Raw genomic sequence first — 14,082 nt, 5'->3', positions numbered from 1 at the left:
TATTTAATGGTTTTTCATTATTAATTAAGAAACAGTTAATTTTTATCGTCATTAAAACGTGATATATTCTTTTGTGTTAATAATAAAAAGTAATCGCAGAGAGACAGAAAGGGAATGAACATGAAAACTAAATACACATCAAAATTATTAATCGGGGCAGCAACATTATCTTTAGCAACATTTATTTCACAAGGGAACGCAGAGGCAAGTGAGAAAACATCATCACTCGCAGACGCACAACCAGCAACTTTTGAATCATCAAACGTTTCACCTGAACAAAAAGCATTCTACCAAGTACTTCACATGGACGGTATTTCAGAAAGCCAACGTGACCAATACATTAAACAACTTCATGAAGGTTCAAATAGTGCACAAAACGTATTTTCAGAATCAATTAAAGATGCGACAAATCCTGAGCGTCGTGTAGCACAACAAAATGCATTTTATGGTTTATTACATAATGAAGATTTATCTGATAAACAACGTGACGCTTTCATTAGTGAAATCAAAGAAAATCCTGATCAAAGCCAAGATGTATTCGTAAAATCATTAAACAGCACACCAGAAGCTGCACCTCAAACTGAACAACCAAAAGCACCTCACAACCCTATTTTAGAAAAAGAAAACCAAAGTATTGCTGATGCTAAAAACGCACTTCAAGCTTTACAACAAGAAGATACAATTCAAAACAGACGTGCAGCACAACGCGCAATCAACAAATTACCAAAAAACAGAGTTAACGTTGATGACTTCCAAAAACAATTAGATGCAATCAACGGACCACGTGATGCGAAAATCAAAGCGGATGCTGAAGCGAAACAAAAAGAACTTCAAATTGGAAAATCACCTGAAGTTGAAAAAACACCAGTACCAATTGAAAATCCTGAAGCAAATACAGAACAAAAACCTGAAGCTAACGACAGTAAAAGCACTGAAAAAACACCTCAAGTAGAAGATAAAAAATCTGAAAAGGCACCTGAGGTTGAAAAAGCGCCTAAAGTTGAAAAAACACCTGAGGTACAAGCACCAAAATTACAAACACCTCAAGTAGAAAATAAAACTGAAACTGACAAAGTAGCTGATTCTAAAAAAGCTGAGGAAGCTTCACCATCAACAGAAACGACACCAGAAATGAAAAACAACATTGAAAGTAACTCAGTTGTACCTGTATTACCTGAAACAGGAGAAGCTACAACTTCAACACTTTCAAGCTACTGGAACGCTTTTAAAGATAGCGTAAACAAAGGTTATACTTATGTTAAAGATGGTATTACAAGTGGCTTAAATTATTTAAAAGGGCAATACGAGTATATTACTGGAAAATATAACGATGCGAAGTACTACTCAAAATTATACAAAAACCATAAAACTTTAATTGATACAACTGTACTTGCCTTTTTAAACGACAACGGTACAAAAGCATATATTGAACCACTAAAAATCGATAAAGATGCTAACGTATTTACCAAGTCATATGCACAAACAAGAAACTTCGTAACAGAAAGCATTAATACAGGTAAAGTTTTATACACACTTTATCAAAATCCATCAGTAGTCAAAGGTGCTATTAAGACAGCTCAAGCGATTGACACTGCGAAAAATGCATTCTCAAGTATCTTATCTTTCTTCAAATAAAAATAAAAATGAAAATGAGACATACGTCTTTCTATGATGTATGTCTCATTTTTTATATCCTATTTTGTTAATAGTTTATCCGAATTAAATCGTTTGGAAATGGTTAAATAAACGATGATATCGACGACAATCAACACAACGACGAGAATCATTGAAATCATCGGGCCAAACAAAAATACTCCGTTCGCTTGAGAAATGATAAAACCAATAATCGGTAAAATTAAAATCATTGATATCGATTGCGCTGATTTACTTGTGTTCACTCGTTGCGATACAGCGACGACGAGCGAAATGGATAAAAATGTAATTAACGGCGCAATAAGAAATGTCACCATTAGCCAACTAAAATTCGGGAAAATCATCTCGCCTAACACTTTGACACCGTAGACATTCACGATAATGCCATAAATCAATACGGAGATCCAAGTGAGCAAAATTGACGGAATGCCTGCAACTAAAATCTTCCCGAGCATGAGTTCTTTATTCGTAATCGGCGTATAAAGTAACCCTTCAATCGTTTTATGCTCTTTTTCACCTGTAAAACTCGTAGTTGCTAACATACTGGACACAAATACCGGTATGAGAATGAAAAACGGAATAAAGAAATACATCAAGATTGCATAAACAATACCGTGATGATGGTCGATGGATTTCGGCAACACTTGTTCAGGCAACTGGTCAATGAACATGCGTGCCCCACCGATGTAATCGACAACACTAAAACTGACGTCACCAATAACAATCGCTAATGGAAATACCAAACTGAAAATAAATGGCACAATCAATACCGACACAAAAACACCACGATCACTTCTAATGTCTAGAGCGTCTTTATAAACAATTGTAAAGACATGCTTCATATTAATCATGTTGCACCACATCCATTTTCTTGAAGTATAATTCTTTAATCGTATGTTGAACTTCAGTGACCGTATACACATCCAACTGGTGCTCAGTAAACAGCTTAATCACCCGGGAAATATCGTGGTATGCCTCCACATTCACGCGAATATATCCTGTTTTGTCACTATTTGCTTTAGCAACAAATGCTTGCTCATGTTCCAATACCGCTAACGCACGTGTCACATCACTCACATGAATATCAAATTCCACTTGTGGCCACGCTTCACGCAACAAATCTTCCGCACGTCCCGAAGCAATAAAACGGCCTTGATCCATCATAAAAATATGGTCTGCAATTTGTTCTAATCCTTGTAAGTGGTGCGTACACATAAAGACTGTCATCTGTTCCTCACGCACTTGCTTTTGTAAATATGTGTTCAACGATTCAGAGGCTGACGGATCTAAACCAGATGTTGGTTCATCTAAAATCAATAATTTCGGTTGATGAATGAGCGCACGTATAATCGCTACTTTCTGTTTCAATCCTTTACTCAACGTTCCAACTTTACTTTTTTTACGCTCAGTTAGCTCAAAATAAGTTAATAATGTATCAATTCTGTCGTCAATCTCTGCTTTTGGCACATCATAAAAACGTGCCCATATTTTTAAATTTTCATATACCGTTAAGTTTTCATACAAATTGCCATCATTTTGTACCCCCATTTGTTTGCGTACACGTTCAAAATGGGGATCTGTCGTCTTGACGCCAAACACTTCAATTTCACCACGCGTCGGCTGAAGTAAACCTGTCAATAAGCGTACCGTTGTCGTTTTCCCTACACCGTTTGGCCCCAAAATCGCATTAATCGTCCCCGGTTCCAAAGCAAATGAAATGTCATTAATCACATTTTTCCCATTCAATGTCTTTTGTAGCTGGTCTACACGGACTAACATCGCCCTCACCTCTCCCATTGTGATCATCTTTGTTGCTTTATGATTAAGCACATTTTACCACTTTTTTTGCATAATACATTATATTTTATCGTTTTTACATAAAATTTTTAAAGCACTTTACATCAACTAAGAAAAACTTGTATCACAAAGAACCCCAAACTTTCTCATCTCCTAAAAAGTCTGAGAAAGTTTCATCACAGCCTCATTAATACTAATGAAAATATGGAGAAGTAATTTTTAATTAGGATATGTTGACGTGATGCATGTACACTCTCTTTGTTTATTTGGGAAGTGAAACTTAGGCAAGATTGCAAGCGACTCCTGAGTGATCAGACACAATCGAAAATCCGCCAACGTTTCTGCCAACGTATGTCACAGTTCAATCCAACGTTGGCGAGTTGAGACAAGTCCTGCTAGGAAACGCGAGGGAAGGTTCGGCAATCTAAACGAAACATTTAATCCTCAAACAAAATAAGAGCTAAAATGCTGATGTGCTCAACACTTTAGCTCTTATTGCTATCGCCTATACATTAAAACGGAAATGTACGACGTCTCCATCTTTCATGATATAATCTTTACCTTCTAAGCGCATTTTACCCGCTTCTTTCGCACCTTGTTCACCGTTATGCGCAACAAAGTCTTCATAACTTGTCACCTCAGCACGAATGAAGCCACGTTCAAAGTCCGTATGAATAATACCCGCACATTGTGGCGCTGTCATTCCTTCTTTAAACGTCCAAGCACGCACCTCTTGTACACCTGCTGTAAAGTACGTCGCCAATCCTAATAAGTCATATGTTTTACGGATTAAACGGTTCAAACCAGGCTCTTCAATACCTAATTCTTCCAAGAACATTGCTTTATCTTCATCATCCAATGTCGCAATTTCTTCCTCGATTTTGGCGCTAATAACGATTACTTCTGAATCTTCTTGTGCGGCATACTCACGAATCGCTTTCACTTTATCGTTTTCTGCATCATTAATTTCATCTTCACCGACATTCGCAATATATAACATCGATTTTGAAGTTAACAATTGTGCTTGATTCACATATTTTTGATCTTCGTCGTTAAATTCTAAACTACGGACAGGTTGACCATTTTCAAGCGTTTCCTTAATTCTTGTTAAAATACGTACTTCATTGACCGCTGTCTTATCTTTTTGTTTCGCCATTTTTTCAATACGAGGTAATCGCTTTTCAACAGATTCTAAGTCCGCTAATACTAATTCCATGTTGATGACTTCAATATCTTCAATCGGGTTCACGCGTCCTGCAACGTGTGTGACATTTTCATCGTCAAATGCACGTACAACCTGACAAATCGCATCCACTTCACGAATGTGTGATAAAAATTTGTTTCCGAGACCTTCCCCTTTTGAAGCTCCCTTAACGATACCTGCAATATCTGTAAATTCAAACGTTGTCGGTACTGTTCTTTTCGGATTGACGATTGCTTCTAATTGCGTTAAACGTGTATCCGGTACCTCAACGATGCCGACATTAGGATCAATCGTTGCGAAAGGATAGTTTGCAGCAAGTGCACCTGCTTTTGTAATTGCGTTAAATAAAGTTGATTTTCCAACGTTAGGTAAGCCGACAATACCAGCTGTTAAAGCCATGTTTCATTCTCCTTCTCATTTGAACTCGCTTTTTCGAGTACTTTTTTTATTTTTTTGTTGAAAGTTTGACGTGGTAACATAATACTGCGCTGACAATTTTCACATTTAATACGAATATCCGCGCCCATACGAATGATTTTAAAGCGATTCGTTCCACATGCGTGTTGCTTCTTCATCTCTACTATATCATTTAATTCGTAATTTGAAGCCACTCAATTTCACCTCTATGCTTCCTTGTTTTGTTGATCTTGATATAACTGGACAAGTGTCGGCATTGGTGCTTCAATACCTTCAGATTGTAGAAATTCTTTTAACTCGCGGCGCAAAATACGTGAGCCACCAAAGCTTTCGCCTGGTAACGTTTCACCTGCCACACGAATTTTCACTTCATAACTGTTGAAATTATCGACACCTAACACTTCAGGGGGTTCGATAAAAATATCATACTTTTTAGGAATTGATTTTAAGAAGAGGTTCATTTTCTTCTCTACGTCGTCAATTTTCTCATGAATCGACACCGGAATATCAATAATAGCTACACCATTCGTCACTGAGAAGTTGGTGACCTCACTCATCGTCCCGTTTGGAATAATGGAGAGCTCTCCTGTATATGATAAAATGCGTGTCGAACGGAGACCAATGGATTTGACTGTGCCTTCAGCAATCGGTGCACTGTTGTTTTTAATACTCACATAGTCCCCGACGTCGAACTGGTTTTCAAATATAATAAAAAATCCTGTAATGACGTCTTTTACAAGTGTTTGCGCACCAAAACCAATTGCTAAACCGACCACACCGGCCCCTGCTAAAATACTTTCAACACTAATGCCAAATTTGCTAAGCACGGTCGTCAGTGTAATAAACCATACAATGTAACCGACCACATTTTGAACGAGTGTAATGAGTGTTTTCGACCTTTTTGCACGATTGGTTTTCCCTGAACGATTGTTGACTTTAAAAAATTGTGCGATGACTTTGTTTAAAATACGTACAACGATAAAAGCGACGATGACATATATCAATACAATAATGAGTTTCGTCAAAAGGTTGGAATACGTTTCTGGATCTAGTAACGGTTGCACCATACTTTTTAATATCGCTTCTAATTGATTCATAAGTAACTCCCTTCACTATGCATGATCTTAAATGATGTATGTTGATGCGCACGTTTTTGAAATTTTTACATCTTTTTAAGCAATTGAATCAGTCGACGATAGTCACTTTCAGAATGGAATGTAAAAGTGATCTCGCCTACGTTTTTCTTTGTTGTAATTTCGACACTTGTGCCATATTGCTCTTTTAATTGTTGCTCATGTTGGCGAATCAGTGCGGGCTTATGCGTCGTGTGCTGTTGGCGTGATGCCGTTTGTTGTCCACTGCCTGTATACTCAGCGACTTGTTGTTCCAAATATCGCACACTCCAAGACTCCCGGATGGCTAAACGTGCATATTTAATCATGGTTTCTGGCTCTTTGAATGCGAGGAGTGTCCGTCCATGTCCGCCTGAAAGTTCGCCTTCTCGTATTAAAGTTCTAATCTTAACAGGTAACTTGAGCAGTCTCAACATATTCGCTATATACGGTCTCGACTTGCCTAATCGTGCAGCGACTTCTTGTTGTGTCAGATTCAAGTGTTGCATCAATTGCTGATAACTTTCTGCTTCTTCTAATGCATTCAAGTCTTCACGTTGCAAGTTTTCAATGATCGCTAGCTCTCGCATCTCACCATCTGAAAAAGTTTTCACGATAGCTGGAATGTGCGTTAAGCCTGCCTCAAGACTTGCTCGATAACGGCGCTCACCCGCGACAATGTAATACCCATGAATCGTTTCTGTCACGATAATCGGCTGTAATACCCCATGTTGTGCAATCGATTGTGCAAGTTCCGTTAACTTTTCACCGTCAAATGTTTTTCGAGGTTGGTACGGATTCGGTCTGATATCTTTCAATGCCAAGTGTTGAACTTGTTCTGAATCATCTTGTTGACTTTGCCATTTTTGAGTCATCCCTCTCACCAACCTTTTCAAATTTTTTACCATTCCATTTTACTGTTTGCATCATTGATAAACAAGCTTTTCTCTATGATTTTAAGTCGCGCCAAATTTCCCTCTCTTCTAAATTTTCAGAAAATATGTTGACAAACTTTTTGGCTTCATGTAAAGTGTTTTTTATCAAAGCACAAGACAATATATTTAAACACTGTAAAAAGGAAAGTAAAACGTCCCCTGCTTTTACAGAGAGCCTTCGTTCGCTGAGAGAAGGTATTGAAAGCGCGTTTGAAAATGGCCTTGGAGTGTTGATGCCAATATGAGGTATCACCGGGTTCGCCCGTTATAGCGATACAGTATTCACATTTTGTGATGCGTGTAGTGTATTCCAAAGATATCCCTCACACATTCGATGTCTATCATACCCTCTACACCGCACACAATTTCGCGTACTGGAAGAGGTGGCTTGAGCGATCAAGTTGCGAACAAAGGTGGTACCACGAAAGCTTTCGTCCTTTATATCTAATTTTTATTGGATCTAAAGGACGGAAGCTTTTTTATTTTTGAAGAGGAGGTAGAACTGATGAAAGAAACCACACTGGCACAAATTGCACTGACTCAAGACGACACGGGCGCTATCGCAAATCCGATTTATCTCTCTACAGCATACCAACATGAAGGGCTCGGGCTTTCAACAGGCTTTGATTACACACGCACGAAAAACCCGACACGACAAGTTTTTGAAGATGCGTTTGCACGACTCGAAGGCGGTGTTGCATCATTTGCGACAGCGAGTGGCATGGCAAGTATCCAATTGGTCTGTAACCTCTTCAAGCCGGGCGATGAAATACTCGTTTCTTTTGATTTGTATGGCGGGACATTTCGCTTGTTTGAATTTTATGAAGCGCAATACGGCATTCGTTTTCATTACATTGATTTTGAAAATCCTGATGCTGTGAAGGCTGCCATAACACCTCAAACAAAAGCATTGTTCATTGAGCCGATTTCAAATCCATTAATGATCGAGATTGAGTTAGCGCCATATTATACGTTAGCAGCACAACACAAGTTGTTAACGATTATCGACAATACTTTTCTCACACCTTATTTGTCCACGCCACTTCTAGACGGCGCAGATATCGTTTTACATTCAGCAACGAAATATATCGGTGGCCACAATGATGTGCTCGCTGGTGTCGTGACGGTCAAAGATGAAGCTCTTGCAGAAAAGTTAGGCCAATTTCACAACATGATTGGTGCCACACTTTCACCGATTGACAGTTATTTATTGTTGCGTGGCTTGAAAACATTGCATTTACGGGTCGAACGTTCACAAGAAAATGCACGACGGTTTGCATCGGCTTGCGAAAATTTGACAGGTATTCAAGACGTACTCTATTGCGGGCGCACAGGCATGTTAAGTTTACGCTTAAAGCCTGAATACAGTATCGACCAATTGTTGCGTCAGTTGAAAGTTTTACGCTTTGCCGAAAGTTTAGGTGGAACCGAAACATTCGTTACTTTCCCTTATACGCAAACGCATATCGACATGCCTGATGAAGAAAAGGATCGCCGCGGTATTGATCAACATTTAATTCGACTATCGATTGGGATTGAAGCATATGAAGATATCGAACAAGATTTCATTCAAGCACTCGAAAAAGCAAAAGAGGTGAGCACTGATGACACGTTCTAAACAAACCGAACTGATTCATGATGTCAACCGTGGTGTCACATATCATTGCGCGAATCAACCGCTATATTATGCATCGACGTATCACCAACAACGATTAGGCGAATCTGTTCCGTATGATTACGCGCGAAGTGGGAATCCAAACCGAGAATTGCTCGAAACGAAACTCGCACAACTTGAAGGCGGACAACACGCATTTGCATTCAACTCCGGTATCGCTGCAATTACAGCTGTGTTTTTAACATTAAAAGCTGGAGACCACGTCATTTTGCCTGACGACGTGTATGGTGGGACGTTTCGACTTACGGGGCAAATACTGTCACGCTTTGGTCTCACATTTTCAACGGTTAATGCCGAAAATGTAGCAGAAATTCGCGCAGCCATTCGACCGAACACACGACTCATTTATGTTGAAACACCGTCGAATCCACTGTTCAAGATTACAGATATTCGTAAAGTCGCACATATTGCACAAGCGCACAACATTTTGCTTGCGGTCGATAACACGTTTATGACGCCACTCGGTCAAAATCCACTGGCGCTCGGTGCGGATATCGTCATTCATAGCGCGACAAAGTTTTTAGGCGGCCATAGCGACCTCATTGCTGGCGCTGTCATTACGAACGATGACACACTCGCTGATGCCCTTTATTTAATTCAAAACGGCACAGGAACCGCTTTATCCGTTTATGACAGTTGGACGTTAACGCAACATTTGAAAACATTTGTCGTCCGTTTCCAACAATCTGTCGCAAGTGCGCAACGCATTTACAACTTTTTAGAACAACATCCGGCGATTGCTCAAGTGTATTACCCGGGAAAAAACATTGTGCATCTGAAACAAGCGCAACATGGCGGGGCTGTGATCGGTTTTCGCTTAAAAGATGAAACTTATGCACAACAATTTGTCGATCAGCTTACTTTACCACTCGTCTCAGTAAGTTTAGGCGGTGTGGAGACGATTCTCTCGCACCCGTACACGATGTCACATGCCGCAATCCCTCAAGATATTCGAGAAGCGCGTGGCATTACATTTGGCCTATTTCGATTGAGCGTTGGATTGGAAGATGCTGACGAATTAATCGCCGACCTTGATCAAGCATTAAAGGAGGGATCCTATGAGTCGACTACTGAACGCACTGAAAAACAATATTCTCGTCGCTGATGGTGCAATGGGGACGATTCTTTATTCAGAAGGCTTAGACACTTGTCCTGAAGCTTACAATCTGACGCACCCTGACAAAGTCGAAAGCATTCATCGCTCATACATTCAAGCGGGCGCAGATGTCATTCAAACGAATACGTACGGCGCCAACTTTGAAAAGCTACAACAATTCGGCTTAGAACATCAAGTCAAAGCGATACATCAAGCTGCTGTTGCCATCGCAAAACGTGCAGCCGGCCCCAATACATTGATTTTAGGGACGGTCGGTGGCTTTAGAAGCGTTAAACAAGGTGAACTGTCATTGTCAGCTATCCAATACCATACTGATATTCAAGTCGATACACTCGTTGCTGAAGGCGTCGACGGTCTGTTATTCGAAACGTATTACGATGAAGAAGAATTGCTCAATGCGATTCGACAGACACGTCAAAAATACGACATTCCGATTATTGCACAACTGACCGCTTCCAACACACATTATTTAATGAACGGTAAAGAAATTAATAGCGCATTGCAACAATTGGTCGAAGCCGGGGCAGATATTGTCGGTTTAAATTGTCACCATGGCCCACATCATATGAAACAGACTTTTGGTCATATCGAATTGCCGAACAACGCTTACTTATCGTGCTATCCGAATGCGAGCTTACTCGATATCGATCAACAAACGTTCAAATATAGCGATAACGCACAATACTTCGGTGAGACCGCCGAACAACTCATTCAAGAAGGTGTGCGACTCATCGGCGGCTGTTGCGGTACGACGCCCGAACATATTCGCAAAATTAAAGCAGCGGTACAAGATTTAAAGCCGATTAAAGAGAAAAAGGTCATTCCGATTCATCAAAAACAAACGTCTGAAGCACCGAAAGAAACCCGTCAAAATTTAGCAGCGCGTGTGCGAGAACGACCAACCATCATCGTCGAACTCGATACACCGAAACATCTCGATACGACGAAATTTTTTCAAAACGTCAAAGCTTTAGATGACGCACAAATCGACGCCGTTACGTTAGCCGACAACTCTTTAGCAACCGTTCGCGTGTCCAACATTGCCGCAGCGAGTCTCATTAAACAACAATTTGATATCGAACCACTCGTCCACATTACGTGTCGAGATCGCAACTTAATCGGGCTTCAATCTCATTTACTCGGCCTCTCTTTAATTGGCGTGAATGAAATTTTAGCGATTACCGGAGACCCTTCGAAAGTCGGTCATCTCCCTGGGGCAACGAATGTGTATGACGTGAATTCAAAAGGATTAACAGAACTCGCACTCAGATTTAACAAAGGCGTGAACACAGACGGCGATACATTAAAAGTCGCGACACAGTTCAATATTGCGGGCGGTTTTGATCCTCATGTGAGTAATATCAAAGCAGCAGTCCGTAAAATGGAAACGAAAATCAAGAGCGGTATGCATTACTTCATTACCCAACCTGTCTTTACGAAAGAAAAAATTGTCGAGATTTATGAAGCGACAAAGCATCTTGACGTCCCTATCTTTATTGGAATTATGCCGATTACAAGTTATAAAAATGCTTTGTTTTTACATCATGAAGTCCCTGGCATCAAAATGTCAGACGACGTACTCGCACAATTTGAAGCCGTAGCCGATGACAGACAAGCTACCTATGAACTGAGCCTGTCCCTTTGTAAATCACTTATCGACACGGTACATACGTATTTCAACGGCTTGTATTTAATTACACCGTTTGAGCGTATTGATTATTCATTAGAACTTGCAACCTATTCGAAATCTATTACAACATCCCATCAGGAGGCGATTTTATGACAATTAAAACGACAAACTTAGGATTCCCAAGACTTGGACACAAACGTGAATGGAAAAAAGCCATTGAGAGCTACTGGAACAACAAAATCACAAAAGATGAACTCGACAATACGTTACAACAATTACACCGTTCTAACTTAGTGCTACAACAAAATCACAATTTAGACAGTGTACCTGTAGGCGACTTTTCATTATATGACCATATTTTGGATACATCGTTATTGTTCAACATTATTCCAACACGTTTTCAAGATCGTGATGTAGATGACGACCTTCTTTTCGACATCGCACGCGGTAACAAATCCCACGTCGCAAGTGCACTCGTAAAATGGTTTAACACAAATTATCACTATATCGTACCTGAATGGGACAATGTGACACCTCGCGTGAATCACAACCGCTTATTGGAACGTTTTAACGAAGCGAAAGCACTTAATGTGAACGCACACCCTGTCATTGTCGGACCAATTACATTCGTTGCGCTTTCTAAAGGCGGCGACCAATCGTTTGAAGACAAAGTACGCACGCTATTGCCATTATATGTAGAAGTTCTGCAATCACTCATCCAAGCAGGTGCGGAACTCATTCAAATTGACGAACCGATTTTAGTGACAGATCAAGCAGCAGAATTAGAAGCCATTACACGTGAAGCTTACGAGGCATTTGCTGAAGCAGACGTCGCAAAAGCGTTAGTGATTCAAACGTATTTCGAGCGTGCAAATGTGAAGTTTTTAAGCGCGTTACCAGTCAAAGGGCTCGGCTTAGACTTTGTACATGATCACGGCTACAACTTGCAACAAATCGAAAATGGCGACTTTGACCGTTCAAAAACATTATTTGCGGGTATCATCGACGGTCGCAACGTATGGGCGGCTGATGTTGAAGCGAAGAAAGCTTTAATCGAAAAATTATCCCAATATTCTGACGACTTATATATCAATCCATCGTCATCATTATTACACGTCCCTGTGTCATTAGAAGATGAAACGTTGGAAGATGACATCCGTGACGGCTTAAGCTTTGCGACAGAAAAATTAGAAACATTAGATGCATTAAAACGTGCCGTAAATGACAACGACACTGAAGCTTATGATCGCTTGCATGCACAATATACACGTTTCCAAAATCAAGCGTTCAAAAATCTTGAATATGACTTTGAAAGTGTACGTGCCGAACGCGCTTCAGCATTCTCTGAGCGTAAAGTCGTGCAACAACAACGCTTAAACTTACCAGATTTACCGACAACAACAATTGGTTCATTCCCACAATCACCAGAAGTACGTAAACAACGTGCAGATTGGAAAAATAAACGCATTTCTGATGAAGCGTATCGTCAATTCGTGCAAGATGAAATTAAACGCTGGATTGAAATTCAAGAAGACATCGGTTTAGACGTCCTCGTACACGGTGAGTTTGAACGTAATGACATGGTTGAGTTCTTTGGTGAAAAATTAGACGGCTTCCTCGTGACAAAATTTGGTTGGGTCCAATCATACGGCTCACGTGCTGTAAAACCACCGATCATTTACGGCGATGTGAAATGGACGGCCCCATTAACGATTGATGAAACCGTATATGCGCAAAGCTTAACAGACAAGCCTGTGAAAGGCATGCTGACAGGCCCTGTAACGATTTTAAACTGGTCATTCGAACGCGTGGATATTCCTCGCTCAACGGTACAAGATCAAATTGCGCTTGCGATTAACGAAGAAGTATTAGCATTAGAAAAAGCAGGCATCCAAGTGATTCAAGTCGACGAACCAGCATTACGTGAAGGCTTACCATTACGTAAAGAATATCACGAAGACTACTTGGCAAAAGCTGTGCATAGCTTCAAACTGGCGACATCTTCTGTCACGGATGAAACGCAAATTCATACGCATATGTGTTATTCGCAATTCGGACAAATTATCCATGCGATTCACGACTTAGATGCAGACGTCATTTCAATCGAAACGTCTCGTAGCCATGGCGACCTCATTAAAGACTTTGAAGATATCGATTATGATTTAGGTATCGGTTTAGGCGTTTATGACATTCATAGCCCACGTATCCCGACAGAAGATGAAATTACGACAGCGATTGAACGTGGTTTACAACAAATTGATCGTTCGTTATTCTGGGTTAATCCAGACTGTGGTCTTAAAACACGTAAAGAAGATGAAGTGAAAGCCGCATTGACAGTATTGGTTAATAGCGCACGCAAATTACGTCAAGAAGCCGTAGAAACGAATTAATAATAAGACACGCTTTCAAAACTAAAATGATGCAAACACAGTCTTTCGATTATACTCGCCATTGAGAACACAATTATCTTCAATAAAAAATAGGACAGACGTTGAGACACTTGTTTCTCAGCCCTTTCCTATTTTTTATGTGTATAAGTAGT

General features: G+C 40.1%; 11 protein-coding genes and 1 other annotated feature. Of the genes, 5 read left to right on the top strand and 6 right to left on the bottom strand.

The genetic code is table 11. From position 1 onward, the window contains the following. Positions 1–120: 120 nt before the first annotated feature. Positions 121–1,635, top strand: a complete 1,515-nt coding sequence (locus CD138_RS07605; protein WP_019169150.1) for a B domain-containing protein — start codon at positions 121–123, stop codon at positions 1,633–1,635. A gap of 59 nt (positions 1,636–1,694) precedes the next feature. Here CD138_RS07605 and CD138_RS07600 read toward each other — a convergent pair whose 3' ends face one another. The 6 genes from CD138_RS07600 to CD138_RS07575 all read right to left on the bottom strand — a co-directional run bounded on the left by CD138_RS07600 (position 1,695) and on the right by CD138_RS07575 (position 7,058). Next, positions 1,695–2,504, bottom strand: coding sequence for an ABC transporter permease subunit (locus CD138_RS07600; protein WP_019169151.1), 810 nt, complete (start codon positions 2,502–2,504; stop codon positions 1,695–1,697). Further along, positions 2,497–3,450: an ABC transporter ATP-binding protein gene (locus tag CD138_RS07595; protein WP_244913356.1), complete on the bottom strand. Its 954-nt coding sequence runs from the start codon at positions 3,448–3,450 to the stop codon at positions 2,497–2,499. Before CD138_RS07595 ends, CD138_RS07600 begins: the two co-directional genes overlap by 8 nt. Positions 3,451–3,955: 505 nt before the next feature. Continuing rightward, positions 3,956–5,053, bottom strand: coding sequence for a redox-regulated ATPase YchF (gene ychF, locus CD138_RS07590; RefSeq protein WP_019169153.1), 1,098 nt, complete (start codon positions 5,051–5,053; stop codon positions 3,956–3,958). Next, complete coding sequence (locus CD138_RS07585; protein ID WP_014614931.1) at positions 5,044–5,265, bottom strand: DUF951 domain-containing protein; 222 nt, start codon at positions 5,263–5,265, stop codon at positions 5,044–5,046. The genes ychF and CD138_RS07585 overlap by 10 nt, the downstream gene beginning before the upstream one ends. Positions 5,266–5,277: 12 nt before the next feature. Beyond that, positions 5,278–6,168 carry a mechanosensitive ion channel family protein gene (locus tag CD138_RS07580; protein ID WP_019169154.1) on the bottom strand — a complete coding sequence of 297 codons (891 nt, stop codon included), beginning with the start codon at positions 6,166–6,168 and terminating at the stop codon, positions 5,278–5,280. A gap of 65 nt (positions 6,169–6,233) precedes the next feature. Next, positions 6,234–7,058, bottom strand: a complete 825-nt coding sequence (locus CD138_RS07575) for a ParB/RepB/Spo0J family partition protein (protein ID WP_019169155.1) — start codon at positions 7,056–7,058, stop codon at positions 6,234–6,236. Positions 7,059–7,244: 186 nt separating this feature from the next. Then, positions 7,245–7,560, top strand: a binding site (T-box leader). A gap of 63 nt (positions 7,561–7,623) precedes the next feature. On the opposite strand from CD138_RS07575, the gene CD138_RS07565 reads away from it, so the two are divergent. From CD138_RS07565 to metE, 4 genes are read left to right on the top strand one after another with little or no spacing between them, the layout of a single operon-like run. Next, on the top strand, positions 7,624–8,736 hold the full coding sequence (locus tag CD138_RS07565) for a PLP-dependent transferase (protein ID WP_019169156.1): 1,113 nt from the start codon (positions 7,624–7,626) through the stop codon (positions 8,734–8,736). Beyond that, entirely contained in the window at positions 8,723–9,898 is a 1,176-nt protein-coding gene (gene metC, locus CD138_RS07560; protein ID WP_019169157.1) for a cystathionine beta-lyase MetC, read from the top strand. Before CD138_RS07565 ends, metC begins: the two co-directional genes overlap by 14 nt. After that, positions 9,852–11,693, top strand: a complete 1,842-nt coding sequence (locus tag CD138_RS07555; RefSeq protein WP_019169158.1) for a bifunctional homocysteine S-methyltransferase/methylenetetrahydrofolate reductase — start codon at positions 9,852–9,854, stop codon at positions 11,691–11,693. The genes metC and CD138_RS07555 overlap by 47 nt, the downstream gene beginning before the upstream one ends. Further along, positions 11,690–13,930: a 5-methyltetrahydropteroyltriglutamate--homocysteine S-methyltransferase gene (gene metE, locus CD138_RS07550; RefSeq protein ID WP_019169159.1), complete on the top strand. Its 2,241-nt coding sequence runs from the start codon at positions 11,690–11,692 to the stop codon at positions 13,928–13,930. Before CD138_RS07555 ends, metE begins: the two co-directional genes overlap by 4 nt. Positions 13,931–14,082: the final 152 nt, after the last annotated feature.

The organism is Staphylococcus intermedius NCTC 11048 (genome assembly GCF_002902385.1).
In the GTDB taxonomy this organism is placed as follows: Bacteria; Bacillota; Bacilli; order Staphylococcales; family Staphylococcaceae; genus Staphylococcus; species Staphylococcus intermedius.
The sequence above is the reverse complement of the archived record's forward strand: the minus strand, read 5'-3'. Positions and strand labels throughout refer to the sequence as shown.

Excerpts from the sequence above, each read along its gene's own strand:
- CD138_RS07605 (WP_019169150.1), top strand. The coding sequence starts at position 121 with ATGAAAACTAAATACACATCAAAATTATTAATCGGGGCAGCAACATTA.
- CD138_RS07600 (WP_019169151.1), bottom strand. The coding sequence starts at position 2,504 with ATGATTAATATGAAGCATGTCTTTACAATTGTTTATAAAGACGCTCTA.
- CD138_RS07595 (WP_244913356.1), bottom strand. The coding sequence starts at position 3,450 with ATGGGAGAGGTGAGGGCGATGTTAGTCCGTGTAGACCAGCTACAAAAG.
- ychF (WP_019169153.1), bottom strand. The coding sequence starts at position 5,053 with ATGGCTTTAACAGCTGGTATTGTCGGCTTACCTAACGTTGGAAAATCA.
- CD138_RS07580 (WP_019169154.1), bottom strand. The coding sequence starts at position 6,168 with ATGAATCAATTAGAAGCGATATTAAAAAGTATGGTGCAACCGTTACTA.
- CD138_RS07575 (WP_019169155.1), bottom strand. The coding sequence starts at position 7,058 with ATGACTCAAAAATGGCAAAGTCAACAAGATGATTCAGAACAAGTTCAA.
- CD138_RS07565 (WP_019169156.1), top strand. The coding sequence starts at position 7,624 with ATGAAAGAAACCACACTGGCACAAATTGCACTGACTCAAGACGACACG.
- metC (WP_019169157.1), top strand. The coding sequence starts at position 8,723 with ATGACACGTTCTAAACAAACCGAACTGATTCATGATGTCAACCGTGGT.
- CD138_RS07555 (WP_019169158.1), top strand. The coding sequence starts at position 9,852 with ATGAGTCGACTACTGAACGCACTGAAAAACAATATTCTCGTCGCTGAT.
- metE (WP_019169159.1), top strand. The coding sequence starts at position 11,690 with ATGACAATTAAAACGACAAACTTAGGATTCCCAAGACTTGGACACAAA.